The 26,662-nt window shown below is 67.6% G+C and carries 23 protein-coding genes, 1 tRNA gene and 1 riboswitch; of the genes, 9 read left to right on the top strand and 15 right to left on the bottom strand.

Translation table 11 applies throughout. The annotated features are described in order from the left end of the window. Positions 1-24: 24 nt before the first annotated feature. A complete protein-coding gene (locus ACQVBX_RS08945) occupies positions 25-792 on the bottom strand; it encodes a LytR/AlgR family response regulator transcription factor (protein ID WP_431638018.1) in 768 nt (255 codons plus the stop codon). Beyond that, on the bottom strand, positions 789-2,051 hold the full coding sequence (locus ACQVBX_RS08940; protein WP_431638017.1) for a sensor histidine kinase: 1,263 nt from the start codon (positions 2,049-2,051) through the stop codon (positions 789-791). The genes ACQVBX_RS08945 and ACQVBX_RS08940 overlap by 4 nt, the downstream gene beginning before the upstream one ends. 161 nt (positions 2,052-2,212) lie before the next feature. Between ACQVBX_RS08940 and ACQVBX_RS08935 the strand changes: the two genes are divergently transcribed. After that, the gene (locus tag ACQVBX_RS08935; protein WP_431638016.1) at positions 2,213-4,324 is read left to right on the top strand and encodes a putative bifunctional diguanylate cyclase/phosphodiesterase; all 2,112 of its coding nucleotides are present in this window, start codon (positions 2,213-2,215) and stop codon (positions 4,322-4,324) included. 61 nt (positions 4,325-4,385) lie between these two features. Here ACQVBX_RS08935 and gcvP read toward each other — a convergent pair whose 3' ends face one another. Further along, positions 4,386-7,277: an aminomethyl-transferring glycine dehydrogenase gene (gcvP, locus tag ACQVBX_RS08930; RefSeq protein WP_431638015.1), complete on the bottom strand. Its 2,892-nt coding sequence runs from the start codon at positions 7,275-7,277 to the stop codon at positions 4,386-4,388. Between the two features lie 41 nt (positions 7,278-7,318). Beyond that, positions 7,319-7,425, bottom strand: a riboswitch (glycine riboswitch). Between the two features lie 234 nt (positions 7,426-7,659). On the opposite strand from gcvP, the gene ACQVBX_RS08925 reads away from it, so the two are divergent. Then, a complete protein-coding gene (locus tag ACQVBX_RS08925; protein ID WP_431638014.1) occupies positions 7,660-8,082 on the top strand; it encodes a VOC family protein in 423 nt (140 codons plus the stop codon). 108 nt (positions 8,083-8,190) lie between these two features. Here the strand turns inward: ACQVBX_RS08925 and ACQVBX_RS08920 are convergent, their stop codons facing one another. Next, positions 8,191-8,796, bottom strand: coding sequence for an HAD family hydrolase (locus ACQVBX_RS08920; protein WP_431638012.1), 606 nt, complete (start codon positions 8,794-8,796; stop codon positions 8,191-8,193). A gap of 76 nt (positions 8,797-8,872) precedes the next feature. Continuing rightward, positions 8,873-8,957: transfer RNA gene (locus ACQVBX_RS08915), tRNA-Leu, on the bottom strand. Positions 8,958-9,093: 136 nt separating this feature from the next. Between ACQVBX_RS08915 and rnr the strand changes: the two genes are divergently transcribed. From rnr to ACQVBX_RS08900, 3 genes are read left to right on the top strand one after another with little or no spacing between them, the layout of a single operon-like run. Continuing rightward, positions 9,094-11,811 carry a ribonuclease R gene (gene rnr, locus ACQVBX_RS08910; RefSeq protein WP_431638011.1) on the top strand — a complete coding sequence of 906 codons (2,718 nt, stop codon included), beginning with the start codon at positions 9,094-9,096 and terminating at the stop codon, positions 11,809-11,811. After that, positions 11,808-12,554 carry a 23S rRNA (guanosine(2251)-2'-O)-methyltransferase RlmB gene (rlmB, locus tag ACQVBX_RS08905; RefSeq protein WP_431638010.1) on the top strand — a complete coding sequence of 249 codons (747 nt, stop codon included), beginning with the start codon at positions 11,808-11,810 and terminating at the stop codon, positions 12,552-12,554. Before rnr ends, rlmB begins: the two co-directional genes overlap by 4 nt. Further along, positions 12,551-12,832: a CBU_0592 family membrane protein gene (locus ACQVBX_RS08900; protein ID WP_253568374.1), complete on the top strand. Its 282-nt coding sequence runs from the start codon at positions 12,551-12,553 to the stop codon at positions 12,830-12,832. The genes rlmB and ACQVBX_RS08900 overlap by 4 nt, the downstream gene beginning before the upstream one ends. Positions 12,833-13,269: 437 nt before the next feature. Here the strand turns inward: ACQVBX_RS08900 and phoU are convergent, their stop codons facing one another. The 6 genes from phoU to rnt form a co-directional block, all read right to left on the bottom strand. Continuing rightward, entirely contained in the window at positions 13,270-13,986 is a 717-nt protein-coding gene (gene phoU / locus ACQVBX_RS08895) for a phosphate signaling complex protein PhoU (protein ID WP_431638009.1), read from the bottom strand. A gap of 168 nt (positions 13,987-14,154) precedes the next feature. Further along, a complete protein-coding gene (pstB, locus tag ACQVBX_RS08890; protein WP_431638008.1) occupies positions 14,155-14,970 on the bottom strand; it encodes a phosphate ABC transporter ATP-binding protein PstB in 816 nt (271 codons plus the stop codon). After that, a complete protein-coding gene (gene pstA, locus ACQVBX_RS08885; protein WP_431638006.1) occupies positions 14,963-15,829 on the bottom strand; it encodes a phosphate ABC transporter permease PstA in 867 nt (288 codons plus the stop codon). The genes pstB and pstA overlap by 8 nt, the downstream gene beginning before the upstream one ends. After that, positions 15,829-16,848 carry a phosphate ABC transporter permease subunit PstC gene (gene pstC, locus ACQVBX_RS08880; RefSeq protein WP_431638005.1) on the bottom strand — a complete coding sequence of 340 codons (1,020 nt, stop codon included), beginning with the start codon at positions 16,846-16,848 and terminating at the stop codon, positions 15,829-15,831. The genes pstA and pstC overlap by 1 nt, the downstream gene beginning before the upstream one ends. A gap of 150 nt (positions 16,849-16,998) precedes the next feature. Next, positions 16,999-18,018, bottom strand: a complete 1,020-nt coding sequence (gene pstS / locus ACQVBX_RS08875) for a phosphate ABC transporter substrate-binding protein PstS (protein ID WP_431638004.1) — start codon at positions 18,016-18,018, stop codon at positions 16,999-17,001. 121 nt (positions 18,019-18,139) lie between these two features. Continuing rightward, a complete protein-coding gene (gene rnt / locus ACQVBX_RS08870; protein ID WP_431638002.1) occupies positions 18,140-18,799 on the bottom strand; it encodes a ribonuclease T in 660 nt (219 codons plus the stop codon). A gap of 206 nt (positions 18,800-19,005) precedes the next feature. Here rnt and ACQVBX_RS08865 point away from each other — a divergent pair, with 206 nt between their 5' ends. Then, positions 19,006-20,268: a porin gene (locus tag ACQVBX_RS08865; protein WP_431638001.1), complete on the top strand. Its 1,263-nt coding sequence runs from the start codon at positions 19,006-19,008 to the stop codon at positions 20,266-20,268. A 238-nt stretch (positions 20,269-20,506) separates the two neighbouring features. Here ACQVBX_RS08865 and nth read toward each other — a convergent pair whose 3' ends face one another. Then, positions 20,507-21,142, bottom strand: coding sequence for an endonuclease III (gene nth / locus ACQVBX_RS08860; RefSeq protein ID WP_431638000.1), 636 nt, complete (start codon positions 21,140-21,142; stop codon positions 20,507-20,509). After that, on the bottom strand, positions 21,139-21,762 hold the full coding sequence (locus ACQVBX_RS08855; RefSeq protein WP_431637999.1) for an RnfABCDGE type electron transport complex subunit B: 624 nt from the start codon (positions 21,760-21,762) through the stop codon (positions 21,139-21,141). The genes nth and ACQVBX_RS08855 overlap by 4 nt, the downstream gene beginning before the upstream one ends. Positions 21,763-21,831: 69 nt before the next feature. Between ACQVBX_RS08855 and ACQVBX_RS08850 the strand changes: the two genes are divergently transcribed. After that, positions 21,832-22,146, top strand: coding sequence for a hypothetical protein (locus ACQVBX_RS08850; RefSeq protein ID WP_431637998.1), 315 nt, complete (start codon positions 21,832-21,834; stop codon positions 22,144-22,146). A gap of 7 nt (positions 22,147-22,153) precedes the next feature. Here the strand turns inward: ACQVBX_RS08850 and metG are convergent, their stop codons facing one another. Then, positions 22,154-24,265, bottom strand: coding sequence for a methionine--tRNA ligase (metG, locus tag ACQVBX_RS08845; protein ID WP_431637997.1), 2,112 nt, complete (start codon positions 24,263-24,265; stop codon positions 22,154-22,156). A 133-nt stretch (positions 24,266-24,398) separates the two neighbouring features. Then, the gene (locus tag ACQVBX_RS08840; protein ID WP_431637996.1) at positions 24,399-24,845 is read right to left on the bottom strand and encodes a DUF2147 domain-containing protein; all 447 of its coding nucleotides are present in this window, start codon (positions 24,843-24,845) and stop codon (positions 24,399-24,401) included. Between the two features lie 172 nt (positions 24,846-25,017). Here ACQVBX_RS08840 and apbC point away from each other — a divergent pair, with 172 nt between their 5' ends. Both apbC and ACQVBX_RS08830 read left to right on the top strand, forming a co-directional pair. Further along, complete coding sequence (gene apbC, locus ACQVBX_RS08835; protein WP_431637995.1) at positions 25,018-26,112, top strand: iron-sulfur cluster carrier protein ApbC; 1,095 nt, start codon at positions 25,018-25,020, stop codon at positions 26,110-26,112. Further along, positions 26,109-26,657 carry an NADPH-dependent FMN reductase gene (locus ACQVBX_RS08830; RefSeq protein WP_431637993.1) on the top strand — a complete coding sequence of 183 codons (549 nt, stop codon included), beginning with the start codon at positions 26,109-26,111 and terminating at the stop codon, positions 26,655-26,657. The genes apbC and ACQVBX_RS08830 overlap by 4 nt, the downstream gene beginning before the upstream one ends. The last annotated feature ends 5 nt before the right edge of the window (positions 26,658-26,662 follow it).

The raw sequence follows: 26,662 nt of genomic DNA, 5'->3' as shown, positions 1-26,662 counted from the left end.
GGCGGTGTCCTCGCGAACGGGCGCTCACATGGTCCGGAACAGCACCATGAAGGGCTGGCTGACGGTGAGGGTTTCGGGGCGGTTCTTCAGCCGCAGCAGGCCGCGGCCGGTGTCCTCGCGCACGATCGAGGCGACGGCCTTGAGGTTGACGATGGTGGAGCGGTGGATCTGCCGGAACACCTGCGCGTCGAGCACTTCGAGCAGCTCGCGTAGCGGCGTGCGCAGCAGGGCTTCGCCCTCGGCGGTCATCGCCACGGTGTACTTGTTGTCGGCGCGGAAGTAGGCGACGTCGTCGACCATGATCAGTCGCGTCTCGCGGCCGGTGCTGGCGGTAATCCAGGTCAATGGAGGGGCCTTGGGTGTGGTGGCCGCACCCTGCGCGAGATCGCGCAGCAGCTGGCCGAGATCGGCCGGCAGGCGGCCACTGGCCAGTCGCGACTGGATGCGCTGCACGGTGGCGGCGAGGCGCTCGGGGGTGACCGGCTTGAGCAGGTAGTCGATGGCGCCGCGCTCGAACGCGTCGATGGCGTACTGGTGGTAGGCGGTGGTGAACACGATCTGCGTGCCTGGGCTGCTAGTGGCGGCGGCTGTAGCGACATCCATGCCGGTGAGGCCGGGCATGCGGATGTCGAGGAAGGCGACCTCCGGCTGCTGCTCGGCGATGGTCTCCAGCGCGCTGGCGCCGTCCTCGCACTCGGCGACGATGCGCAGTTCCGGCCACGCCTGGTGCAGCAGGCGCACCAGTTCGTCGCGCAGCAGCGGTTCGTCTTCGGCAACGACGGCGCGGGTCACGGCGTCACCTTCGACGCGCCGGCCGGCGTCGCGGCAATGGCCGTCACGGTGATGGTGGCGGCGACGCCGTCGGGCACGTTGGCCACCACCGCCAGCGAGGCGCGCTCGCCGTAGAGCAGGCGCAGGCGCTCGCGCACGTTCTTCAGCCCGATGCCGGTGCCGCCGGTGGCCACGCCGAAGCCCTGGCCGTTGTCCGCCACGGTGACCATCACACGGTCCTCGTCGCGGCGGGCGAAGATCCACACCGTGCCGCCGCCGGGCTTGGGTTCCAGACCGTGCTTGATCGCGTTCTCCACCAGGGTCTGCAGCATCATCGGCGGCAGCGCGATGGTGCGCAGCGCGTCGGGCACGTCCACCTCCAGCGCCAGCCGCGCGCCCATGCGGATGCGGATGATCTCCAGGTAGGCGCGGGTGCGCTCCAGCTCGTCGCCGAGGGTGGATAGCGACTCGTCGGCGCTGGGCAGCGAGTGGCGCAGGTACTGGATGAGATGGCCGAGCATGCGGTCGGCCTGGGCCGGCTCGCTGCGGGTGAGCAGCTGCGCGCTGGCCAGCGTGTTGTAGAGGAAGTGCGGTTCCACCTGGGCGTGCAGCAGGTTGAGCCGGGCCACGGTGAGTTCCTTCTCGGTGGCGGTCTGCGCGGCGGCGCGCTGCTCGTTGCGGCGGTACTCGGCAACCCGCCGGGCGATGGCGCGGGTGACTGCCTCGGCGTTCTCCAGGTTGGTGCCGTCGTCGACGCGGAACCAGTCGCTCCACGCGGCCGCCTCCGGCTCGCACAGCAGCGTGACGCTGCCGGTGCCGTTGACCGGGGTGACCGTGGCGGTGATCTGGTTGCGCAGGCTGCCCAGCCAGTTGGCCGGGTTGAGCCGCTGCACCCAATGGCGGCCGTAGGGCTGCGGGCGGTTGATCTTGGCGCGTATCTGCAAGCTGTCGCGGGCGCTCTCCACCTCCTCGATGCGCGGCAGCTCGCGGATCGCCGCGTCGATCAGGTCGAACGCCTCGCCCGCTTCGAACGGGATCTCGATCTGCCGGCGCTGCCGGTTGGCCAGCGCGCTGGAGTCGATTTCGCCGGCGATCAGTCGCACTCGGCCCAGGTGCGAAAACGCGCCGGTGATCACGAAGGCCAGGGTGATGAAGTAGACCAGCGGCACGAAGTGCTGGTCGTGATAGCCCGGTGTCGCGCTCCAGAACAGCGCGCCGACCAGGAACAAGGCCGACCACGCCAGGGCGATACGCAGAACGAAGGACAGGCTCTTGAGCATGGTGCAGCCGGCATGGACAGGATGCCGCAGAGCTTAATCGCGCCCGCCGCCCGCGCTACGCCCGCGGCGACGAAACCGCGTTTGGGGGCGACGAAAGCCGCCCGTGGCATCGTCAAGAGGACTGGCGGCACCTCAAGGCGGATCATCGGTTGCCGCTATGCTTGCGATACCCACCCCTGGCCTACGCGGCGCGCATGATCGGTAGCTTCCACGTTGTGCTGGCGTTCGTCGCACCGCTGATCGCAGCGACGACGGTGTACCAGGCGTTCGACATCGCGCCGCGGCTGGCCGCCTCGCGCGAACGCTGGCAGCGCGTCAGCTGGTATGTGGTGGGCATCTGGATGGTGGGGCTGGGCATCTGGTCGCAGCACTTCGTGGGCGTGCTGGCGCGCGTGCCGCAGCTGCGCGACGGGCTCGATCCGCTGCTGTGCATTGCCTCCGGCCTGGTGGCGATGCTGCTGGCCGCGGTGGTGCTGGTGGTGGCCAACGTCGCCACGCTCTCGCCGCGGCGGCTCGTGCTCGGTGGCCTGGCCACGGGCGCCTGCGTGCTGCCGATGCATCTGTTGATGGTCGCCTCGCTGCACCTGCCGTCGGTGCGCGTGGGCCAGGTGGACGCGATGTGGGCCTGGTATGGCCTGGCCAGCGTCGTCGGCACCGGCGCGCTGCGCCTGGTACACGTGTTCCGGGCGCGCCACAACCGCGCGCTCAGCCGACGCATCCCGGCGGCGGTGGCGATCGCCGTGGTGCTGGGCGCAGCGCTGCACGTGGCGATGCGCGTGTCCGGGGCGCGGTTCCCCGGCGGCGACGAGGCCGATTCGGCCGCCGTGGTGTGGGTCGGCATGATGATCGGCATGGTCGCGCTGGTGTCGATGGCGGCGTCGATCGGGCTGTCCGAATGGGTGACCCGGCTGTACCGACGCACACGCCGCCTGGCCGGGTCGCTGGACGACCTCAACGACCGCCTGCGTTACCTGGCCACGCACGACGCGCTCACCGGCCTGCCCAATCGGGTGACCCTGGTGGAACGGCTGAAGCACGCGCTAGTGGGCGCCCGGGCAGGCAGCGGGCACGTGGCGGTGCTGTACATCGATCTGGACGGCTTCAAGAACATCAACGATTCACTTGGCCACGGCGCCGGCGACCGACTGCTGTGCGCGGTGGCCGAGCGCCTCACCGGGCAGCTGCGTTACGACAGCGTCGCGCGTATCGGCGGCGATGAGTTCGTGGCGGTGCTCGAGCGCATGCGCGCGCCGGACTCGGCGCACGGCATCGTCGAGCGGGTGCTGCAGGTGATGCAGGATCCGTTCGTGATCGAAGGCACCTCGCTGTGCGTGACACCCAGCATCGGCGTGGCGCATTTCCCGCAGGACGGCGAGGACGTGGAGGCGCTGATCGCGCACGCCGACGTGGCCATGTACGCAGCCAAGCAGTGCGGCCGCAACGGCTACAGCATCTACGACACCAGCATGCGCGAGCGCGCTGAGCGGGCGCTGACGATCCAGCGTGGCCTGCTCACCGCGATCGAGGACGGCAGCCTGTCGCTGCACTTCCAGTCCAAGTACGACAGCCGCAGCGGGGCGATCGTCGGCGCCGAGGCGCTGGCGCGCTGGACGCATCCGGAGCTGGGCGCAGTACCGCCAATGGAGTTCATCGCGGTGGCCGAGCGCAGCGGGCAGATCGGCCGCATCGGCGAATGGGTGATCCGTGAGGCCTGCCGGCAGCTCGAGGTGTGGCGCAAGCGCGGCCTGCCGCCGATCCGCATCGCGATCAACCTGTCGCCGCTGCAGCTCAACCAGCCCGGCCTGGTCGACACCGCCGCGCGCATCGTCGCCGAGGCCGGCAGCGATCCGTCGTGCCTCATGTTCGAGGTGACCGAGAGCATGGCGATGGAGAACGCCGAACGCACCACGCTGATGCTGCAGAACTTCCGCGCGCGCGGTTTCGAGTTCGCCATCGACGATTTCGGCACCGGCTATTCCAGCCTGGCCTACCTGCAGAAATTCCAGGTGCGTCAGTTGAAGATCGATCGCTTCTTCATCCAGGCGCTGGACGAGGGCGGCACCGAGGCCCGCGCGATCATCGCCGCGATCATCGAGCTGGCCCACACGCTGGCGATGGAAGTGGTGGCCGAAGGCGTGGAAACCGCGATGCAGGCCGAGCTGCTGCGCACGCTGGGCTGCGACCAGGTGCAGGGCTACTACCTGTCGCTGCCGATGCCGCCGGGCGAGTTCGAGCGGCGCTGCCTGAGCACACCGGCGGCCTTGCCGTTCTGAGCCTGCGGCAAGAAAAAGCCCCGCCGGGGCGGGGCTTTTCTTGGACGCGCAGGGCGCGCCTTTACATCACGTTCGGCTCGCTGAACGCCTCGATCTCGCCCTTGAAGGCCTCGACCGGGATGCACGCGCACATGATGTTCTTGTCGCCGTAGACGTTGTCCACGCGCGCCACCGGCGGCCAGTACTTCTGCAGCTTCAGGCTGGGCAGCGGGAAGGCCGCCAGCTCACGCGGGTAGGCGTGGGTCCACTCGCTGCCGGAGACCATCGCGGCCGTGTGCGGGGCGTGCTTGAGCGGGTTGTCCTCGCGGTCGAGCTTGCCTTCCTCGATCGCGCGGATCTCGCCGCGGATCTGGATCATCGCGTCGATGAAGCGGTCCAGCTCGTACTGGCTCTCGCTCTCGGTCGGCTCGACCATCAGCGTGCCGGCCACCGGGAAGCTCAGCGTGGGCGCGTGGAAGCCGAAGTCGATCAGCCGCTTGGCCACGTCCTCGGCGCCGATGCCGGTGGCATCCTTGAGCGGGCGCAGATCCAGGATGCACTCGTGCGCCACCAGGCCGTTGCGGCCGGTGTACAGCGTCTTGTAGTGCGGCGCCAGGCGCTTGGCGACGTAGTTGGCGTTGAGCAGGGCCACCTGGGTGGCGCGACGCAAGCCCTCGGCACCCATCATGGCGATGTACATCCAGCTGATCGGCAGGATGCTGGCCGAGCCGAAGCTGGCGGCCGAGACCATGCCCACATCGCCTTCGCCGCCGAAGGTCTTGGGCAGGAACGGCGCCAGATGCGACTTCACCGCGCACGGACCGACGCCCGGGCCGCCGCCGCCGTGCGGGATGCAGAAGGTCTTGTGCAGGTTGAGGTGGCTGACGTCCGAGCCCCACTTGCCGGGCTTGGCCACGCCGACCAGCGCGTTCATGTTGGCGCCGTCGGTGTACACCTGGCCGCCGTGCGTGTGGATGATCTCGCAGATCTGCACGATCTCCTCCTCGAACACGCCGTGCGTGGACGGGTAGGTGACCATCAGCGCGGCCAGGCGGCTGGAGTACTTCTCGGCCTTGGCGCGCAGGTCGGCGACGTCGACGTTGCCGTTGGCGTCGCAGGCGGTAACCACCACCTGCATGCCGCACATCTGCGCGCTAGCCGGGTTGGTGCCGTGGGCGGACTCGGGGATCAGGCAGATGTCGCGATGCCCTTCGCCGCGCGAGCGGTGGTAGGCGCGGATCGCCAGCAGGCCGGCGTATTCGCCCTGCGCGCCGGAGTTCGGCTGCAGGCTCACCGCGTCGTAGCCGGTGCACTCCACCAGCATCGCTTCCAGCCCGTCGATCAGTTCCTTGTAGCCCTCGGCCTGCTCGGCCGGCGCCAGCGGATGGATGTTGCCGAACTCCGGCCAGGTCACCGGGATCATCTCGGCGGTGGCGTTGAGCTTCATGGTGCACGAGCCGAGCGGGATCATCGTGCGATCCATCGCCAGGTCCTTGTCGGCCAGCATGCGCATGTAGCGCAGCAGCTCATGCTCGCTGTGGTGGGTGTTGAACACCGGGTGGGTGAGGAAGTCGCTGCTGCGCACCAGCGCGGGCGGCAGCGCGTCGGCGGTGGCGGCATCGAGCGCGTCGATGCTGTCGATCTCGGCGCCGAACAGGCCGGCCAGCGCGATCACGTCGGCGCGGGTGGTGGTCTCGTCCAGGCTGATGCCGATGGCGGTGCCGTGGATCTGGCGCAGATTGAAGCCGCGCTGCTCGGCGCTTGCATGCACCGCGTCGGCATCCACGCCGGTGATGTGCAGCGTGTCGAAGAAGTGCTGGCCGACCTCGACGCCGGCATTGCGCAGCGCGGCGGCGAGGATCGCGGTGAGGCGGTGTGTACGGCGCGCGATGCGCTTGAGGCCGTCCGGCCCGTGGTAGACGGCGTACATCGAGGCCATCACCGCCAGCAGCACCTGGGCGGTGCAGATATTGGACGTGGCCTTCTCGCGGCGGATGTGCTGCTCGCGGGTCTGCAGGGTGAGGCGGTAGGCGGGCTTGCCCTCGGCATCGACCGACACGCCGATCAGTCGGCCCGGCATCGAACGCTTGAACGCGTCACGGCAGGCCATGAACGCGGCGTGCGGGCCACCGAAACCGAACGGCACGCCGAAGCGCTGGCTGTTGCCGATCACGATGTCCGCGCCCCATTCGCCCGGTGCCTTGAGCAGGGTGAGCGCGAGCAGGTCGGTGGACACCGCCACCAGGCCGCCGCGGGCGTGCACGGCGGCGGCGACGGCGGCGTAGTCGTGGATCTGGCCGAAGGTATCCGGGTACTGCAGCAGCACGCCGAAGCTGTCGACGGTGGCGGCCTCGGCGTCGTCACCGATCTGCAGATCGATGCCCATCGCCTCGGCGCGGGTGTGCAGCACTTCCAGCGTCTGCGGGTGCACGCCCTTGGACACGAAGAACAGGTTGCTCTTGGACTTGCACGAGCGCTTGGCCAGGGTCATCGCCTCGGCCGCGGCGGTGGCCTCGTCCAGCAGCGAAGCGTTGGCGATGTCCATGCCGGTGAGGTCGGCGCACATCGTCTGGAAATTGATCAGCGCCTCCATGCGGCCCTGCGAGATCTCGGCCTGGTACGGCGTGTAGGCGGTGTACCAGGCGGGGTTCTCCAGGATGTTGCGCAGGATGACGTTCGGCGTGTGGGTGCCGTAATAGCCCTGGCCGATGAAGCTCTTGAAGACGGTGTTCTTCGAGGCGATCGCGCGGATCTTCGCCAGCGCCTCCACCTCGGTGACCGGGGCGGGCAGGGCCAGCGGCGCGGGCGACTTGATCGAGGCGGGCACGATCGCGTCGGTCATCGCTTCCAGCGAGGGCTGGCCGATGACGTCGAGCATGTGGGTGATCTCGGCGTCGTTCGGGCCGATGTGGCGCTCGATGAAGGAACCGTGGTGCTCGAGCTCGCGCAGCGAGGGGGAGGAAGACTGGCTCATGGCTGGGGGCATCCGGGAATACACGTGCCGTGCCGCACGCGGGGCGCCCCTCTGTCCTTTTGCCTGAGAGTTTGGAGGTGGGCGATTCACTGCCGCACCTGGTGCCCCTTCGGCGCCGGATTCAACCGGTCTCTCCAGAGTGTTTGCGCACGATGGTTTTTGGGCCTGAGCGATTACGGGCGTTGCGCCTTCGGCAGCGGTCGATCCGGTGAGGGTCCGAACGCTTCTCCCATCGTGCGTTTACCCGGCCGATTATACAGGGCGGCGGGCCGCTGTCTGGGCACCCGGCGGAGCCGGTGGGGGCGGTTCAAGCGGCACCTGGCCGGGTGCGTCACCATGGCGCGGCGTCTACCATGCCCGCTCCCCACCCCGGAGCGCCGCGATGAGCCTGCCGCCCTTCCAACTGGAACAGATCGACCACGTGGTGCTGCGTGCGCGCGACCCCGCAGCGCTGCAGCGCTTCTACTGCGACGTGCTGGGCTGTCGCGAGGAGCGCCGGCAGGACGAGATTGGCCTGGTACAGCTGCGCGCCGGTGCGTCGTTGATCGACCTGGTGAGCGTGGACGGCAAGCTCGGCCGTTATGGCGGCCGGGCCCCGGACGACGAAGGCCGCAACATGGATCACCTGTGCCTGAGCGTGGCCGGCTACGACGAGGCGGCGATCGTGGCGCACCTGCAAGCCCACAACGTGCGGCTGGGCAGCATCGGCTCGCGCTACGGCGCCCGCGGCGAGGGCCCCTCGATCTACTGCTTCGACCCCGAAGGCAACATGGTCGAGCTGAAAGGCCCGCCCCACCCAGGCTGAGCCCCGCTTCTGTAGGAGCCCGCTTGCGGGCGATGCTCTTTAGCTTTGATGTGGCATCAGCGCCAAAAGCATCGCCCGCGAGCGGGCTCCTACAGATCGGCGAGCGGCTCAGGCCAGCACGGCGTGCAGGCGCACGCAGTCGTCGAAGCGCCAGTCGGTGAGCTCGGGCCAGGGGTTGCCCGGCAGGTTCACCAGTACGGCGGCAGCGCCGGCGGCGCGGGCGCAGGCCAGGTCGTAGGCGTAGTCGCCCACCATCACCAGCTCTGCGGGCGGCACGGTCCAGCGCGAGGCGAGGTGGTGCAGGCCGGCCGGGTCGGGTTTCGGCGGGGCGTCCTCGCGGCCGAGCACGTCGACCGGATCGAAGCAGTCGGCCACGCCGATCGCTTCCAGTGTGATCAGGGCCAGTTCGCGCAGGTTGCGGGTGAGGATGCCGAGCCGGCAGCCGCGCGCGACCAGGCCGCGCACCAGTTCCGCCGCGCCGGGTGCCGGCCGCGAGGCATGGGCCAGCTCGCGCTCATGCTCCAGCAGCCAGGCGCGCTTGGCGCGGGCGTCGGCGGGAGGCAGGGCGGCGATGTGCGCCAGGATGTCCTCGTCGTCACGGATGTCGAGCGCGCGGCGGATCGCGGCGAAATCGTGCATCGCTACCGTGAGCGTGCCGTCCATGTCGAACACCCAGTGGCGGCGCGTGGCGAGGGCGTGAGGCGAGGCGGGCATCTGCGGGTCATCCGCTGCGGCATGCATGAACCGCGGAAACGACGAAGCCCGCATCGCTGCGGGCTTCGTCTACAATTGGTGCCCAGGAGAGGACTCGAACCTCCACGGTTTTACCCGCTAGTACCTGAAACTAGTGCGTCTACCAATTCCGCCACCTGGGCAGGTGGTCCGCGCAACCTTTCGGTCAGCGCGAGCCGCGTAGAGTAGGCACCTCCCCGAGGGTTGTCAACTATCCTGTCGCAGAATTTTCCCCGCGTCGGTGCCCCTCGTGCACCGCGCTCTCAACAAGGCAACTGAGTGACCAGAAAAAAATCCAACCGCGTCGGCAAGGGCAACGCGCCGACGCATCCGCAAGACGCGGCGACGCCGAAGGCCGCCGCACGCAAACCGCGCTCCAACGGCGGCGCGCCGCGCAAGGGCTCCGGTGCGATCCGCGACCCGCACGCCGAGCGCGAGGCCCAGCGCTATGAGCGCCCGATTCCCAGCCGCGAGGCGATCATCGCCCTGCTGGAAGATCGCGGCGAATGGCTCAGCGAGGCGCGCATCGCCGAGGCGCTGAAGCTGGATGACGAAACCGACCTGCTGGCCATGCGCAAGCGCCTGGGCGCGATGGTGCGCGACGGCCAGTTGCTGCAGGGCCGCCGCGGCGACTACGCGCCGGCGCAAAAGCTCGACCTGATTCCGGGCGTGGTGATCGCCAACGTCGAGGGCTACGGCTTCCTGCGTCCGGACGAGGGCGGCGACGATCTCTATCTTTCGCCGCAGCAGATGCGCACCGTCATGCATGGCGATCGCGTGCTGGCCAGCGTGGTCGGGCTCGACCGCCGCGGCCGCCGCCAGGGCGCCATCGTCGAGGTGCTGCAGCGTCGCTCGCCGCGGCTGGTGGGTCGCGTGGTGGTGGAGAACGGCGTCACCGTGGTGGCGCCGGACGATCGTCGCCTGCATCAGGACATCCTGATTCCCGCCGGGCAGGAGCTGGGAGCCACCAACGGCCAGATCGTGGTGGTGGAGATCACCGACCCGCCGAGTCAGCACCGCGGTCCGCTCGGTGCGGTCCGCTCGGTGCTCGGCGAGCGCCTGCAGCCCTCGCTGCTGGTGGAAATGGCGATCGCCAGCTACGACCTGCCCAGCGAGTGGCCGGCTGGCGCGCTGCACGATGCGGCCCAGGTGGAGCCGGAAGTCACCGCCGCCGAACGCGAGGGGCGGGTGGATCTGCGCAAGCTGCCGCTGGTCACCATCGACGGCGCCGATGCGCGCGACTTCGACGACGCCGTGTATGCCGAGCCGCGCCGCGGTGGCGGCTGGCGGCTGATCGTGGCGATCGCCGACGTGTCCCACTACGTCCGCGTCGGCAGCGCGCTGGACAAGGAGGCGGTGGAGCGCAGCACGTCCACCTACTTCCCCGGTTTCGTCGTGCCGATGCTGCCGGAGACGCTGTCCAACGGCATCTGCTCGCTGAACCCGAAGGTGGAGCGGCTGTGCATGGTGTGCGACATGCAGGTCGATGCCAGCGGCGAAGTGACCAAGTCGAAGTTCTACGACGCGGTGATGCTCTCGCACGCGCGCCTCACCTACGACAAGGTGTGGCAGGTGGTCGGCCTGAACGATGCCGATGCGCGCGACGAAGTGTCCGACGTGCTGCCGCAGCTGGAGAACCTGCACGCGCTGTACAAGGCGATGGCGCAGCAGCGCCAGCGCCGCGGCGCGATCGACTTCGAGACGCCGGAGGTGAAGTTCCGCCTCGACCAGCGCGGCGAAGTGGAATCCATGGGCGCCACCGAGCGCAACGACGCACACAAGCTGATCGAGGAATGCATGATCGCGGCCAACGTGCAGGCCGCGCTGTTCCTCGAGAAGAAGAAGATCCCCGCACTGTTCCGCGCGCACGAGCCGCCGCCGGCGGAGAAATACGAGGACCTTCAGCAGTTCCTGCGCGAGTTCAAGCTCAGCATGCCGCCGATCGCCGAAGTGGCGCCGGCGGATTTCTCGGAGGTGCTGCGGATGGTGCGCGAGCGCCCCGAGCGCGAGCTGATCCAGTCGGTGCTGCTGCGTGCGCAGAGCATGGCGGCGTACCAGCCGGACAACCGCGGCCACTTCGGCCTGGCGCTGAGTGCGTACGCGCACTTCACCTCGCCGATCCGCCGCTATCCGGACCTGCTGGTACACCGGGCGATCCGCTACGCGCTCACCGGAGGCAAGCCGGAGAAGTACAGCTACACGCCGACCGAGATGGCCTCGCTGGCGGTGCACACCTCCCAGCGCGAGCGCCGCGCCGAGGAGGCCGAGCGCGATGTCGACGAGCGCTTCAAGTGCGCTTGGATGAGTAAGCACGTCGGCAGCGAGTTCGACGGTGTGGTGACCGGCGTGACCTCGTTCGGCCTGTTTGTCGAGCTGGACGACTCGAAGGTGTCGGGCCTGGTGCACATCAGCCAGTTGGCCAACGACTATTACCACTTCGACCCGCTGCGCAAGTTGCTCAAGGGGGAGAAGTCCGGCGAGCAGTTCCGCCTGGGCGACCACGTGCGCGTGCAGGTGCTGCGTGCCAGCCTGGAGGATCGCAAGATCGACTTCCGGCTGGTGCCGCAGAAAAAGAAGGGCGTGCCGCCGCCGCGGACGGCCAAGGCCTACGACTACTCCGCCAGTGGCGAGCGCTACTCGCTGCCCAAGGCGGCCAAGCCGGCGGTGAAGGCAGAGAAGGCGCCGGGAATGTTCGGCCGCGCGGCAAAGGCGATCGGTCGGGCGTTCGGACGTCGCGACGCGGAGCTGCCCGTGGCCGCGCCGGCAAGCGATAATCCACCGCCGCGTTCCCGCGCGCCGGCTCCCGCGGCCGAAACGGCGTCGCGCAAGCGTCGTGGTTCGTCTTCGCAGGAGGTCCGCAGCCAGGGTGCGCCGCGCAAGGGTGCCTCGGGCCAATCGTCCGGTGGACGCCGAAGCGAGGGCAGCAAGTCCGCGCCGGCCTCGGCCGGTGGGCGCAAGCGCGGCGGTCGTTCCTCGAAACCCAAAGGCAAGTCATGAGTGAGAGTTGGATCGTCGGGATCAACCCGGTCGAAGGTGCGCTGAGCAACGATGCCGAGCGCGTGCGCGAGGTGCTGGTGGAGCAGGGCCAGCGCAACGCGCGCGTGCAGGCGCTGGCCGAGCAGGCCAAGGCGCTGAAGGTTCCAGTGCACCATCGCCCGCGCGATCAGCTGGACAAGCTGGCCGGTGAGGCGCGCCATCAAGGCGTGGTGGCGCTGTATGAGCCGCCGCCGATGGCGCACGAGGGCGACCTGGCTAAGCTGATGGAGCGTGATGGCCCCAACACGCTGGTGCTGGTGCTCGACGGCGTGACCGATCCGCACAACCTCGGCGCCTGCCTGCGCAGCGCCGCGGCGGCCGGCGTCACGGCGGTGATCGTGCCGAAGGATCGCGCGGTGGGCCTGACCCCGGTGGTGCGCCGCGCGTCGGCCGGCGGCGCCGATCGCGTGCCGCTGATCGCGGTGACCAACCTCGCCCGCACACTGCGCGAGCTGAAGGACGCGGGCGTGTGGATCACCGGCCTGGCCGGCGATACCGACACCTCGATCTACGGCGTGGACTTCAAGGGGCCGGTGGCGCTGGTGCTGGGCAGCGAAGGCGAGGGCATGCGCCGGCTGACCCGCGAGCTGTGCGATTTCGTGGCGAAGATCCCGATGCCAGGCACGATGGAGAGTCTCAACGTGTCGGTGGCCACCGGCGTGGTGCTGTTCGAGGCCTTGCGTCAGCGGAGTGCAAAGCGATGACCTTTCACTGGTACGACCTGGCCGGCTACGCCGGCGTGCTGCTGATCCTGCTGGCGTACTTTCTACTGCAGGCCCACCGGCTGCACGGCAACAAGCTGGCGTATCAGCTGATGAACATCGTCGGCGCGTTCGGCGTGCTGCTCTCGCTGGTTTTCGGCAGCTTCAACTGGTCAGCATTCCTGCTCGAAGTGGCGTGGATCGCCATCGGCATCTACGGCATCGTGCGCGGCGCCGCCCGCCGCCGCGAAGCACGCGAAAAGCCACTGCCCACCCCGTGACCCTCTGACCCGGTAGGAGCTCGCTCGCGGGCGATGCCTTGCTTTTGATGGTGCATCGGTGCCAGGAGCATCGCCCGCGAGCGGGCTCCTACAGAGTACGGCGGGCTTTCGACCATCGCGTTGATCAAGCTCAATCACGCACCGGAAGGTTGCCCAGAAGGGCGCCCACGCCCTTGTAGGAGCCCGCTTGCGGGCGATGCTTTTCGCTTTGATATCGCATCGGAGCCAGGAGCATCGCCCGCGAGCGGGCTCCTACAGGACGCGGCGGGCTTTCGACCGTCGCGTTGATCAAGCTTCATCACGCAACGGAAGGTTGCCGGGAAGGGCGCCCCGCTCTTGTAGGAGCCCGCTTGCGGGCGATGCTTTCGCTTTGATGGCGCATCGGAGCGAGGAGCATCGCCCGCGAGCGGGCTCCTACAGGGGGAGGGTATGGCGGCTTATTCGCCGAGCTTGCCCAGCTCCGGGCTGGAGGTGAAGTCGCGCTTGGTGCGCTGCTTGTCCAGCGGCTCGCCGTGTACCTGGAACCACACGTTCTCGGCGATGTTGGTGGCGTGGTCGCCGATGCGCTCGATGTTCTTGGCCATGAACAGCAAATGCGTGCACGGCGTGATGTTGCGCGGGTCTTCCATCATGTAGGTGAGCAGCTGGCGGAAGTAGCCGGTGTAGGCCTCGTCCAGCTCCGCGTCGCTCTTCCACACCTGATAGGCGCGCTCGGCGTCTTGGTCGCGGTAGGCCACCAGGACCTCACGCACTTCGGCGGCGGCCAGCGTGGCCAGGTAGCCCAGGCCCTTGGTCGGGGTGACTGGCGCGACCATCGACAGCGGGATCGAACGCTTGGCGACGTTGGCGGCGTAGTCGCCGATTCGTTCGATGTCGGCAGCGATGCGCAGTGCCGCAAACACGTTACGCAGATCGCCGGCCATCGGTGCGCGCAGCGCCAGCAGGCGCACCACGTCGTGGCTGATCTCCTGCTCCAGCTGATCGATTGCGTCGTCGTTGGCCACCACGCGCTGGGCGGCGCGCTCGTCGCGACGCTCGACCACGTCGATCGCCGACTCCAGCTGGGTCACCGACAGCTCGCCCATGCGCACGATTTCGCCGGTGAGGCGGGCCAGTTCGCTGTCGTAGCTCTTGATGATGTGTTCGCTGCTCATGGGAACCTCTGATGCCTGCTGCGGACGGGGCTGACGTCACGCCGATGATTGGATTCTTGCCTCGACGTCATTCCCGCGAAAGCGGGAATCCACTGGCTCTTGCCGAAGGTCAACATGGGTTCCCGCTTTCGCGGGAATGACGCTTGCCAAAAGAGAGGTTGTAGGGGCTCAACCGAAGCGGCCGGTGATGTAGTCCTCGGTCTGCTTCTGGCCCGGCTTGGTGAAGATCTTCTCGGTGCCGTCGTACTCGATCAGCTCGCCCATGTACATGAAGGCGGTCTGGTCCGAGCAGCGCGCCGCCTGCTGCATGTTGTGCGTCACGATGACGATGGTGAACTGGCTCTTGAGTTCTTCCACCAACTGCTCGATACGGCCGGTGGCGATCGGGTCCAGCGCCGAGGTCGGCTCGTCCAGCAGCAGCACCTCGGGCTTGAGCGCGATGGCGCGGGCGATGCACAGGCGCTGCTGCTGACCACCGGAGAGGCCGAGCGCGTTCTGCTTGAGCTTGTCCTTCACCTCGTCCCACAGCGCGGCGTCGCGCAGGGCCTTTTCCACGCGCACGTCCATGTCGGCGCGCGAGAGCTTTTCGTGGTGGCGGATGCCGTAGGCGACGTTCTCGAAGATCGTCATCGGGAACGGCACCGGCTTCTGGAACACCATGCCCACCTTGCTGCGCAGGCGGTTCATCGAATAGCCCGGGGCGAGGATGTTCTCGCCGTCCAGCATCACTTCACCCTTGGCTTCCAGCTTGGGGTAGATCGCGTAGATGCGGTTGAAGATGCGCAGCAGCGTGGACTTGCCGCAGCCGGACGGGCCGATGATGGCCGTCACCTTCTTCTCCGGGATCGCCATGCTGATGCCTTTCAGCGCATGGAACCCGTTGTAGTAGAAGTGCAGGTCGTTGACCTGGATCTTGGTCGGCACGGCGGGTGCCTGGCTGGCCGATGGCTGCGGATGAAGGCCGGCGGCGGCGGACTCAGTCATGGGACACCTTGTTGCGGGAGAGGACCAGGCGCGAGGCCAGGCTCAGCAGGAGGACGAACATCGTCACCACGAACGCACCGGCCCAGGCCAGGGCATGCATCGCCTCGCCGGGGTCGTTGGCGTACTGGTAGATGATCTGCGGCAGGCTGGCCATCTTGTTCATCGGATTGACCACCATGAAGTTGTTGCCGAAGGCGGTGAACAGCAGCGGCGCGGTCTCGCCGCTGATGCGCGCCAGCGCCAGCAGCACGCCGGTGATGATGCCCGAGCGGGCGGCGCGGATCAGGATCTGCAGCGTCAGCTTCCACTGCGGCACGCCCAGCGACAGCGCTGCCTCGCGCAGCGTGGAGGGCACCAGACGCAGCATCTCGTCGGTGGTGCGCACGATGACGGGCAGGGCGATCAGCGCCAGCGCCACGCCGCCGGCGAAACCGGAGAAGGTGGTGTTGCCGTGGGTCAGCGCGGTGCTCGGCAGCACCACGATGGTATAGACGAACAAGCCCATCACGATCGACGGCGCCGACAACAGGATGTCGTTGAGGAAGCGGATCGTCTCGCCGAGCTTGGTGCGGTTGGCGTACTCGGCCAGCCAGGTGCCAGCCAGCACGCCGATCGGGGTGGCGATGGCGATGCCGATCAGGTCGATGATCAGGCTGCCGACCATCGCGTTGGCCAGGCCGCCATCGGCGCCGTAGGCGGTGATCTTGGTAAACAGCTTGAGATCCAGCGCGCTGATGCCCTGGCGCAGGGTTTCCCACAGGATCCAGGCGAGAAAGCCCAGGCCGATCAGGGTGGCCAGCACGCTCAGCGACAGCGCGATCCAGTTGGTGATGCGGCGGCGAAGATACAGCGCGCTCATCAGACGCCCTCCCGCTTCTTGAGCTGGCGCAGCATCAACCGCGCGATCAGCAGCACGACGAAGGTCACCACGAACAGCAGGAAGGCCAGCGCCATCAGCGTGGACTTCTGCAGGCCCACCGCCTCGCTGAACTGATTGGCGATAGTGGAGGCGATCGAGGCGCCCGGATCCAGCAGCGAGGGCGACATTTCCATCGCGTTGCCGAGCACGAAGGTTACCGCCATCGTCTCGCCCAGCGCGCGGCCCAGGCCGAGGAAGATGCCGCCGATCACCGCCGAGCGGGTGTACGGCAGCACGATGTCCCAGGACACCTCCCAGGTGCTCGAGCCCAGCGCATAGGCCGACTCCTTCAGGCGCGTGGGCACGGTCTGGAACACCTCGCGCATCACCGAGGAGATGAACGGAATGATCATGATCGCCAGCACGATGCCGGCGGTGAGCACGCTGGCGCCGAACGGATAGTTGCTGGCAAACAGCTTGCCGATGAACGGCACGTGGGCCGCGACCCAGGACACCTTGCCGTCGTCCGGGCTGTCGCCCAGGTAGTTGGTGAGCCAGGGCTTGATGTGCTCGGCGAAGAACGGGGCGAAGATGAAAAGGCCCCACATGCCGTAGATGATCGAAGGGATGCCGGCCAGCAGCTCGATCGCCGAGGAGACCGGCGTGCGCAGCCACGGCGGCGCCACTTCGGAGAGGTACAGCGCGATGCCGAAACTCACCGGCACGGCGATGATCAGCGCGATCAGCGAGGTGGCAATGGTGCCGTAGACGGGCACCAGCGCGCCGTAGTTGTCATTGCCTGGGTCCCACGCCGAACTGGAGAGGAAGTGCCAGCCAAACGTGCCGAAGGCATGGCGGCCGCCCCACAGCGTGGCGCCCGCGGCACCCAGCAACGATGCCAGCACGAGCAGCGCACAGGCCATGAGCAGCCAGCGGAACTGGCGGTCGTGACGGGCATCACGGCGGCTGCGCTGGTCCTCGGCATCGCGGGTCGCCGGGGCGTCGGGCGGGCTGGACATGGGGTGGCTGATCCTTTCGGGTGCAGGCGCGCAGCTTACCGGCGCCTTCAATGGAAAGCCGCCCCTGGACCACCGGGGCGGCTGATCGGTCGGCGTCCTGCCGGATGTGGCGGTGCGTTCACACCGCCACCGATCGGATGAATCGCGATCTTACTTCTGGAAATCCGACGCCCAGTAGGCTTCGATCTGCTTGACCAGCGTCGGCGGCAGCGCGACGTAGTCGAGCGAAGCGGCCTGCGGCTGACCGTTCTCGAACGACCACTTGAAGAAATCGAAGGCCACCTTGGTGTGCTCGGCGTTCTTCGGCTTCTTGTACATGATCGCCCAGGTGGTGGCGGTGATCGGCCACGCGGTGGCGCCCGGGGCATTGGTCATGATCAGGTTGAAGTCCTTGGCGTTGGCCCAGTCGGCCGTGGCCGCGGCAGCCGCGAAGGCGTCGGCGTTCGGCTTGATGACCTTGCCGGCGGCGTTGCGCATGTCCACCCAGCTGATCTTGTTCTGCACCGCGTAGGCGTACTCGACGTAGCCGATGGCGCCCTTGATCTGGCGCACGTACTGCGACACGCCCTCGTTGCCCTTGCCGCCCACGCCGGTCGGCCAATCCACGGCGGTGCCGAACTTCACCTTGGCCGCCCAATCCGGGCTGACCTTGGTCAGGTAGTTGGTGAAGTTGTAGGTGGTGCCCGAGCCGTCCGAACGGTGCACAACGGTGATCTTGCCGGCCGGGATGCTCACGCCGGCGTTGAGCGCGGCGATCTTCGGGTCATTCCAGTTGGTGATCTTGCCCATGAAGATGTCGGCCAGCGTGGCGCCGTCGAGTTTGATCTGGTCGGACTGGATGCCCGCGATGTTGACCACCGGCACGATGCCGCCCACGACCAGCGGGAACTGGCCCAGGCCGAACTTCTTGAGGTCTTCCGAGCTCAGCGGAGCGTCGGAGGCGCCGAAGTCGATGGTGCCGGCCTTGATCTGCGCGATGCCAGCGCCCGAACCGACCGACTGGTAGTTCAGCTGGTTGCCGGTCTTCTCGGCATAGGCGGCCGACCACTTGGTCAGCACCGGATAGACGAAGCTGGAGCCGGCGCCGGTGATGTCGGTGGCCTGGGCGGCCATGCTCATCAGCGAGGCCGCGGCGATCACGGCGATGCGGGATTTGGTTGAGGTCAACACGGTAGCTCCTTGAGGAGGAAAGTCACGGGATGAGGCCCGCCCCTTCCGCCATTACAGCGGGTGTGTGTTGCAATGAAATGAGATGAATGTTTCATCCGTGTGACAAACCGTCATCCAGGTGTCACAACACGCCCAGGCCGATGTGTTCGCGCTCGAAGGTTTCCAGCCGGCGCCAGCGGTTGACGATGCCGCAGAACAGCTCCGCGGTGCGCTCGGCGTCATAGATCGCCGAATGCGCCTCGCGCGAATCGAAGTGACCGCCGGCGGCCAGCACCGCCTTGCTCAGTACGGTCTGCCCGTAGGCCAGCCCGCTCAGCGTGGCGGTGTCGAAGCAGCTGAAGGGGTGGAACGGGTTGCGCTTGTGTCCGGTACGACGGACCGCCGCGTTGAGGAAGCCCAGATCGAAGGCGGCGTTGTGGCCCGCCAGCACCGCGCGCTGGCAATGGTGGTGGCGCATGGCCAGCCGCACCTCGTTAAAGACGTGGTCCAGCGCCATCCGCTCGCTCAGCGCCCCGCGCAGAGGGTTGTCTGGGTCGATGCCGGTGATCTCCAGTGCGCGCGGATCGAGGTTGGCGCCCGGGAAGGGCTCGACATGAGCGGAAACCGCCGGCTGCGGGTGCAGGTAGCCTTCGCTATCCATGCTCAGGGTGACGGCGGCGATTTCCAGCAGGGCGTCGCGCTCGGCGTCGAAGCCGCCGGTTTCCACGTCCACCACCACCGGCAGAAAGCCGCGGAAGCGGTCGGCCATGCGGCTGGCCAGGCTCTTGTTGAGGTCATCCATCGGCGAAGCATATCAGTGTGGCACCCGCGGACTCGCGCGTGCTGGGGCGCGAAAGGTGACAGCCGGTGGTGGCTGACTTCGTTCTGTCACATTTCGTCAACATGACTGCAAAGGGATGCCCGCAAACTTTTAACGTCCTGCTTCGCCGACCACGGATTCAAAGGGGCGCGGTCGAGGTGGCGTTATCCATCCAGCGGAGATTTCCCATGCGTTCCAAGTTGCTCGTGGTAGCTATTGCTGCCGGTCTCGGGTTCAGCAGCATCGTGTCGGCCGCGCCGGCCACCAAGACCACCAAGGCTTCGGCCACCTCGGCCACCACCAATGCCGAAATCGAGATGCTGAAGGCCCAGCTGGCGGCCATGCAGTCCAAGATCAACGAGCTGGAGCAGCGCACCGACGCCCAGTCCGAGATCAACGTCAGCACCGGTCAGGCGATCGAGAAGGTGCAGGCCTCGGCTACCAACGACAAGAAGCTGGCCAAGCTCGAGAAGCTGGTGAACGACACCACGCTCAACGGCAAGATGTACTTCGATTTCTCGAACATCAGCCAGAAGAACAGCGATACCGGCAAGACCAACGCCACCGGCACCGGCCTGGACGTGAAGCGCTTCTACCTGTCGGTGACCCACAAGTTCGATGACATGTGGTCGGCAAACCTAACCACCGACTTCAACTATGTCGGCAGCGATGGCGAGACCAACCTGTTCGTCAAGAAGGTCTACGTGGAAGGCAGCTTCGACCCGGCGTTCAAGCTGCGCATGGGTTCGGCCGACATGCCGTGGATCCCGTTCGTCGAGAACTACTACGGCTTCCGCTACGTCGAAAATACGCTAACCGACCGCCTGCACTACGCCAACTCGGCCGACTGGGGCTTGCACGCCTTCGGCGACCTCGGTGGCAAGACCCTCAACTATGCGGTGTCCGTGGTCAACGGCAACGGCTACAAGAACCCGAGCCGCGGCAAGGGCGTGGACGTCGAAGCCCGCGTTGGCTTCGTGCCGTTTGAAAACGCGATCATCGCGATCGGCGGTTACAACGGTCACCTGGGCAAGGACCTGCAGAACTCCTCGGCCATCAACACCGCTTCGCGCGCCGACCTGCTGCTGGCCTACGCCGACAAGAACTACCGCTTCGGTGCCGAGTACTTCACGTCCAAGAACTGGAACAACGTGACGACGATCTCCACCGACAAGGCCGACGGTTACTCGGTGTGGGGCAGCGTGGCGGTGGCCGACGGCGTCTCGCTGTTCGCTCGTTACGACAGCGCCAAGCTGAGCAAGACGCTCGACCCGAAGGCCAAGGACACCTACTACAACGCCGGCGTGCAGTTCGATATCACCAAGGGCTTCCAGCTGGCCGCGGTGTACAAGCACGAGAAGGGCGACAAGTCGGTCAACACCCCGATCCCGCCGCACGTGCAGAACGTGAAGACCGACGAAGTGGGCATCTTCGGCCAGGTGGCGTTCTAAAAACGGTCACACGACCCCGGCAAGATGCCGGGGTCGTGATCCCGAATATCGGAAGGGAGTTCGACCCAGGGACGGAAAACGGCGGGCAGCAGCCCGCCGTTTGCTTTTGTGCGGCGCCAGCGCCGCCTCCCTTTGTAGGAGCCCGCTCGCGGGCGATGCTCCTCGCTCTGAATGTAGAATCAAAGCGAAAGGCATCGCCCGCGAGCGGGCTCCTACATGGGTTTGCGAGCCGCGTGGTTTAGGCGGGGGTCTTGTCCTTGTAGCGGCACAGGTCGCGGATCACGCAGTGCGGGCAGTCCGGCTTGCGCGCCTTGCACACGTAGCGGCCGTGCAGGATCAGCCAGTGGTGGGCGTCGAGCTTGAACTCCGGCGGCACAACCTTCTCCAGCTTTGCCTCTACCGCCCGCACGTCCTTGCCGGGCGCCAGGCCGGTGCGGTTGGACACGCGGAAGATGTGCGTATCCACCGCGATGGTCGGCTCGCCGAAGGCGGTGTTGAGCACCACGTTGGCCGTCTTGCGGCCCACACCTGGCAACGCCTCCAGCGCCTCGCGTTCGCGTGGCACCTCGCCGCCGTGTTGCTCGATCAACAGTCGGCACAGCGCGATGACGTTTTTCGCCTTGGCGTTGAACAGGCCGATCGTATTGATGTACGCCTTCAGGCCGTCCTCGCCCAGCGCGAGGATCGCAGCCGGTGTGTTGGCCACCGGATACAGCTTGCGCGTGGCCTTGTTCACGCCCACGTCGGTGGCCTGCGCGGACAACACCACGGCCACCAGCAGCTCGAACGGCGTGGTATAGGCCAGCTCGGTGGTCGGCTTGGGGTTCAGCTCGCGCAGGCGGGTGAACAGCTCCACGACGTCGGCGCGCTTCATTCGGGGTTTCCCTGCTTCTTCGCCTTGGCGCGGGCGAGCGCGGCCAGTACGGGGTTGCTCGGTGTCGCTGCGGCATCCACCGCGGCCTTGCGCGCGGCCAGTTCGGCCTCATGGGCCGCGCGTTCGCGCGCCAGTCGCGCCTCGCGGCGCTGGAAATGCGATCGCGCCGCTGCGGCGCGGTCGGCATCTTCCGCCCAGGCCAGCGGCATCGGCTCCAGCACGATGCAATCCACCGGGCAGGCCGGCACGCATAGTTCGCAGCCGGTGCAGTCGTCGATGAGCACGGTATGCATCAGCTTGGGCGCGCCGACGATGGCATCGACCGGGCACACCTGGATGCACTTGGTGCAGCCAATGCAGTCGGCTTCGACGATGCGCGCCAGCGTGCGCGACTTCTCCACGCCGTGGGCGGTGTCCAGCGGAAGGACGGGCCGGTCGAGCAGGGCGGCTAGTTTCGCGATGCCGGCCGCGCCACCCGGCGGGCAGCGGTTGATCGGCGCCTCGCCGCGCGCGATCGCCTCGGCGTACGGGCGGCAACCGTGGAAGCCGCACTGCTCGCACTGGGTCTGCGGCAGGATCGCGTCGATGCGGGTGGCCAGAGTGTCGATCGGTTCGCTCATGCGTGGTGGGCGGTCGGGGCGATAATCGCCGATCCGATACTGCCGTATTCCTGCTTGCGGAGTCTGCCCATGAAAGTCTTCCCGCTGAAACACGCGCCGCTGACCGTCGCTTCGCTGCTGCTGGCCACCGCCATCGGTGCGGTTGGTTCGCTCGCGCTGGGCCACGTGGGCCCAGCGCGTGCCGATACCGCCCCAGCCGGAGCGCCCGAGAGCATCACCGTTTTCATCGATGCCCACTTCGGCATGCGCAAGGACCACCTCGCCGGCCAGCTCACCAAGTCGCATGCCGATTTCGCCGCACGCGGCTACCGCTACGTGGACATGGCGCCGTACAACGAGAACGGCGACCTGGTCGGCGTGTTCGTGACCTACAGTCGCCGTTGAACCGGTGTCAGCGCACCGTGGCGCCCGGCTTGGCGCCGGCGTCGGCGTCGAGCAGGAACAGGTCGCTGCCGCCCTCGCCGGCGGACAGGATCATCCCCTCGCTCAGGCCGAAGCGCATCTTGCGCGGCGCCAGGTTGGCGATGAACACCACGTTGCGACCAACCAGCGTTTCCGGCTCGCCGTAGGCGGCGCGGATACCGGAGAAGATCTGGCGCGTGCCCAGCGGGCCGGCGTCCAGCTCGAAGCGCAGCAGCTTGTCCGAGCCTTCCACGAATTCGCACACGGTGACCTTGCCCACGCGCAGATCGAGCTTGGCGAAATCGTCGATGCCAATGGTGGTGGCCGTGGTGGCGGCAGCGTCTGAGGGAGCGGGAGCGGGCGTGGCGTCGGTCATGGCTTTCTTCACTTGCTTGGGTTTTTCGATGGAAACAGGCGCGCCGGCGGGAGTGCCGAGCGATTCCTTCGAGGCCTCGACCATCGCTTCGATCTGCTTCGGATCGAGACGGCTGAGCAGCGGCTCGAAGGGCGCGATGATGTGGTTGTGCAAGGCGGCGCGGGCATCGTCGAAATCGATGATCGGCGCGGCCAGGAACTGCTCGGCCGCGGCCACGGTGGCGGGCAGGATCGGCTTGAGCAGGCCGCCGAGCAGGCGGAACGCGGCGATCGCGAACGAGCACACCTGGTGCAGTTCGACGCGGCGCGACTCGTCCTTGGCCAGCGTCCACGGCGCGGTGGCGGCGATGTGGCCGTTGACGAGGTCGGCCATCAGCACGAAGCGGCGGGTGACCTCGGCGAACTGGCCTTGGTCGTAGAGCTCGGCCAGGCCGTCGTAGTGCTCCTGCAGGCGGTTCCACAGCTCGGTTTCGGTGGCGCCGAAACGTTCGGCGAGGCGACCGTCAAAGAACTTGTGCACGAAGCCCGCGGTGCGGCTGGCGATGTTCACCCACTTGCCGACCAGGTGCGAGTTCACGCGCTCCTCGAAGGCCTTCAGATCCAGGTCCACGTCCACCGGCGCGTCGTCGAGCATGGTGGCGAAGTAGTAGCGCAGGCACTCCGGGTTCAATCCGGCGTCGAGATACGTGCGCGCCTGGATGAAGGTGCCGCGCGACTTGGACATCTTCGCGCCGTTGACGGTGAGGTAGCCGTTGACGTGCAGCGCGGTGGGCGTGCGAAAGCCCGCGCCGTGCAGCATCGCCGGCCAGAACAGGCCGTGGAAGTTGATGATGTCCTTGCCGATGAAGTGGTGCATCTCGGCGGCGCTGTCGGGCGCGAGGAAGTCGTCGAACTTGAGCCCGGTCCGGTCGCACAGCGCCTTGAAGCTGGCCAGGTAACCCACCGGCGCATCCAGCCACACGTAGAAGAACTTGCCCGGCGCGTCGGGGATTGGGAAGCCGAAGTAGGGCGCGTCGCGCGAGATGTCCCAGTCCTTCAGGCCGCCGTCCAGCCACTCGCGCAACTTGGCTGCCACGCCGCTGTTGGCCACCGGCTGACCGTTCGAGTACTTGCCGGCGAACCAGTCGCGCAGCAGGCCCTCGAACTTCGACAGCTGGAAGAAGTAGTGTTCCGAATCGCGCAGCACCGGGGTGGCGCCGGACATCACCGAGTACGGGTTGATCAGGTCGGTGGGTGCGTAGGTGGCGCCGCAGTTTTCGCAGTTGTCGCCGTACTGGTCCGGCGTCTTGCACACCGGGCAGGTGCCCTTGATGTAGCGGTCCGGCAGGAACATCTGCTTGTCCGGATCAAACAACTGCTGGATGTCGCGACGGGCGATGGCGCCGCCGTCGCGGAGGCGCGTGTAGATCAGCGTCGCCAGCGCGCGGTTCTCGTCCGAATGGGTGCTGTGGTAGTGGTCGAACGCCACGCCGAAGGCGGCGAAGTCGGCCTCGTGGCCGGCGCGAATGCCGTCGATGTAGGTCTCCGGCGCCAGTCCAGCCTTCTGTGCTGCCAGCATGATCGGCGTGCCGTGCGCGTCGTCGGCGCAGACGTAGACCACCTCGTGGCCGGCCATGCGCTGCGCCCGCACCCAGATGTCGGCCTGGATGTAGCCCAGCAAGTGGCCCATGTGCAGCGCGCCGTTGGCGTAGGGCAGGGCATTGGTGACGAGGAGGCGACGGCTCATGGCAGCTTGCTTGGCTTAAGTGACCGCGCATTATGGCATGGACGTCCAAATCACCCCGGCCCTGCATGCCACGTCGGAGCCACGAAAAAGCCCGCCGGAGGGCGGGCTTTTCAGATCGAGCGCGAGGCGCCGGTTAGGGCTGGCGTTCCCACACCTGCGAGCGGCCGAGCAGGGCAAAGCCGATGTAACCGTGCACGTCGAGCTTCTGGCCGCCGTCGGTCAACGTGAGCTTGACCTTGTATTCCTTGCCGTTCTTCGGGTCGAGGATCTTGCCGCCGTCCCACACGTCGTCGTCCTTGGTGACGCCCCACATGATGGTCATGCCCTCGATCGGCTGGTTCTTGCGCGCGCCGTCGCACTCCTTGCAGATCGGGTTCGGGCCCTCGTCGGAGTTGAGCACCTTGACCACCTTGGCCTGCAGCTCGCCGTTGTTGTCGGTGATCTCGACGATCGACTTCGGCTGGTGGGTCTTGTCGTCGATGGTCTTCCAGGTGCCGACCGGTGTATCGGTGGCGGCGAAGGCGGAGCCGGCGATCAGCAGCAGGCCGGTGGCGAGGGTGAAGCGGGATAGCAGCGTCATGGTGGTCCTCCCGTACGAAAGCGTATGGGGCGAGCGTGCCGAGGCCCCCGAAGCGGGTCAAGCTGCAATGCGCAAGACCTCACCTGGCCTCGGTGCGCCCTGATCTGGCGCAGCCGGGTGCGTGTCGGGGGCTGGCATAATCGACGGTCTCTCCCCTCAAGACATGCCCCCCATGACCCAGGCGAATGAAGCCCTGGTACGCCGCATCCTCGGCGACCTCATCGACCCCCACACCGGCGCGCCGCTGGCCGATGCCGTGCGCGCCATCGGCGTGGACGGCGATCGCGTATCGGTCGACCTGCAGCTGGCCTATCCCGCGGCGACCGCCGCCGATACGCTGGCCACTCAGGCGCGCGATGCGCTGCAGGCCGACCCGGCGATCGCCGCGGCAGCCGTCTCGGTGATCAGCCGCGCGCAGGTGCACAAGGTGCAGGGCCAGCTGGCGCCGCTGCCGAACGTGAAGAACGTCATCGTGGTGGCTTCGGGCAAGGGCGGCGTGGGCAAGTCCACCGTGTCGGTGAACCTGGCGCTGGCGCTGGCTGCCGAGGGCGCCAAGGTGGGCATTCTCGATGCCGACATCTACGGCCCCAGCCAGCCGCGCATGCTCGGCATCAGCGGCAAGCCGCAGTCGCCGGACGGCAAGTCGATCATCCCGATGCAGGCGCACGGCCTGCAGGCGATGTCGATCGGTTTCCTGGTGGACGAGGAAACCCCGATGATCTGGCGCGGTCCGATGGTCACCCAGGCGATGATGCAGCTGCTCAACGACTCGCGCTGGGAGGCGCTGGACTATCTAGTGGTCGACCTGCCGCCGGGCACGGGCGACATCCAGCTGACGCTGTCGCAGAAGGTGCCGGTGGCTGGCGCGGTAATCGTCACCACGCCGCAGGACATCGCCCTGCTTGATGCCCGCAAGGCGCTGAAGATGTTCGAGAAGGTCGAGGTGCCGGTGCTGGGCGTGGTGGAAAACATGGCCACCCACGTGTGCTCGAACTGCGGGCACGAGGAGCACATCTTCGGCGAGGGCGGCGGCCAGCGCATGGCCGAGCAGTACGGCGTGGCCTATCTGGGCTCGCTGCCGCTGGACATCCGCATCCGCGAGCAGGCCGACGGCGGCAACCCGACCGTGGTGGCGATGCCCGAGTCCGACCTGGCCGCGCGCTACCGTGAGATCGCCCGTAACGCTGCGGGGCGGTTGTCGCGCCAGCCGCGTAACAAGGCGCTGGGCCTGGGCAAGGTGGTGGTGCAGGGCGCGCCGACCGCATGACGGCGCCATCGCGTCGCCGGGTGCTGTGCCTGTCCGGCAGTCTGCGGCGCGTGTCGGCCAATACGGCCGTGCTGGAAGCGGCGCGCGTGCTGGCGCCGCCGTCGCTGGAGCTGGTGCTGCATGACGGCCTGGCGGCGTTGCCGTGGTTCAACCCGGACGACGAGCGCGATCCGCTGCCCGCCCCGGTGGCTGCGCTGCGCGAGGCGGTCGGCGCCAGCGATGCGCTGCTGATTGCCTGTCCGGAATACGCCCACGGCGTGCCGGGCGCGTTCAAGAACGCGCTGGATTGGCTTGTGGGCGGCCTGGAGTTTCCCGGCAAGCCGGTGGCGCTGATCAACGCCTCGGGGCGCGGCTCGCATCACGCGCAGGACGTGCTGGTCGAAGTCCTGCGCACCATGTCGGCCACCTTGCTGGACGAGGTCTCCGGCACCGTGCCGCTGCCAGGCGCCGGCTGCGAGGCGGCGTGGATCGTCGAGCAGCCGGCCCTGCGCGAGACGCTATGCACGCTGCTGGCCCGCCTGGACCGGGCGCTGGCGCAAGCCTGAGCGGT

The sequence above is a fragment of the Dyella thailandensis genome (assembly GCF_050749815.1).
Classification (GTDB): domain Bacteria; phylum Pseudomonadota; class Gammaproteobacteria; order Xanthomonadales; family Rhodanobacteraceae; genus Dyella_A.
The sequence above is the reverse complement of the archived record's forward strand: the minus strand, read 5'-3'. Positions and strand labels throughout refer to the sequence as shown.

What these genes read in the sequence shown, in the direction of transcription:
- ACQVBX_RS08850 (WP_431637998.1), top strand. Translation starts at nt 21,832, where the DNA reads ATGAAAGTCTTCCCGCTGAAACACGCGCCGCTGACCGTCGCTTCGCTG.
- ACQVBX_RS08925 (WP_431638014.1), top strand. Translation starts at nt 7,660, where the DNA reads ATGAGCCTGCCGCCCTTCCAACTGGAACAGATCGACCACGTGGTGCTG.
- rnt (WP_431638002.1), bottom strand. Translation starts at nt 18,799, where the DNA reads ATGGATGACCTCAACAAGAGCCTGGCCAGCCGCATGGCCGACCGCTTC.
- pstB (WP_431638008.1), bottom strand. Translation starts at nt 14,970, where the DNA reads ATGACTGAGTCCGCCGCCGCCGGCCTTCATCCGCAGCCATCGGCCAGC.
- ACQVBX_RS08865 (WP_431638001.1), top strand. Translation starts at nt 19,006, where the DNA reads ATGCGTTCCAAGTTGCTCGTGGTAGCTATTGCTGCCGGTCTCGGGTTC.
- ACQVBX_RS08840 (WP_431637996.1), bottom strand. Translation starts at nt 24,845, where the DNA reads ATGACGCTGCTATCCCGCTTCACCCTCGCCACCGGCCTGCTGCTGATC.
- ACQVBX_RS08830 (WP_431637993.1), top strand. Translation starts at nt 26,109, where the DNA reads ATGACGGCGCCATCGCGTCGCCGGGTGCTGTGCCTGTCCGGCAGTCTG.
- ACQVBX_RS08900 (WP_253568374.1), top strand. Translation starts at nt 12,551, where the DNA reads ATGACCTTTCACTGGTACGACCTGGCCGGCTACGCCGGCGTGCTGCTG.
- nth (WP_431638000.1), bottom strand. Translation starts at nt 21,142, where the DNA reads ATGAAGCGCGCCGACGTCGTGGAGCTGTTCACCCGCCTGCGCGAGCTG.
- phoU (WP_431638009.1), bottom strand. Translation starts at nt 13,986, where the DNA reads ATGAGCAGCGAACACATCATCAAGAGCTACGACAGCGAACTGGCCCGC.
- metG (WP_431637997.1), bottom strand. Translation starts at nt 24,265, where the DNA reads ATGAGCCGTCGCCTCCTCGTCACCAATGCCCTGCCCTACGCCAACGGC.
- apbC (WP_431637995.1), top strand. Translation starts at nt 25,018, where the DNA reads ATGACCCAGGCGAATGAAGCCCTGGTACGCCGCATCCTCGGCGACCTC.
- pstA (WP_431638006.1), bottom strand. Translation starts at nt 15,829, where the DNA reads ATGAGCGCGCTGTATCTTCGCCGCCGCATCACCAACTGGATCGCGCTG.
- ACQVBX_RS08920 (WP_431638012.1), bottom strand. Translation starts at nt 8,796, where the DNA reads ATGCCCGCCTCGCCTCACGCCCTCGCCACGCGCCGCCACTGGGTGTTC.
- ACQVBX_RS08940 (WP_431638017.1), bottom strand. Translation starts at nt 2,051, where the DNA reads ATGCTCAAGAGCCTGTCCTTCGTTCTGCGTATCGCCCTGGCGTGGTCG.
- pstC (WP_431638005.1), bottom strand. Translation starts at nt 16,848, where the DNA reads ATGTCCAGCCCGCCCGACGCCCCGGCGACCCGCGATGCCGAGGACCAG.
- gcvP (WP_431638015.1), bottom strand. Translation starts at nt 7,277, where the DNA reads ATGAGCCAGTCTTCCTCCCCCTCGCTGCGCGAGCTCGAGCACCACGGT.
- rlmB (WP_431638010.1), top strand. Translation starts at nt 11,808, where the DNA reads ATGAGTGAGAGTTGGATCGTCGGGATCAACCCGGTCGAAGGTGCGCTG.
- ACQVBX_RS08855 (WP_431637999.1), bottom strand. Translation starts at nt 21,762, where the DNA reads ATGAGCGAACCGATCGACACTCTGGCCACCCGCATCGACGCGATCCTG.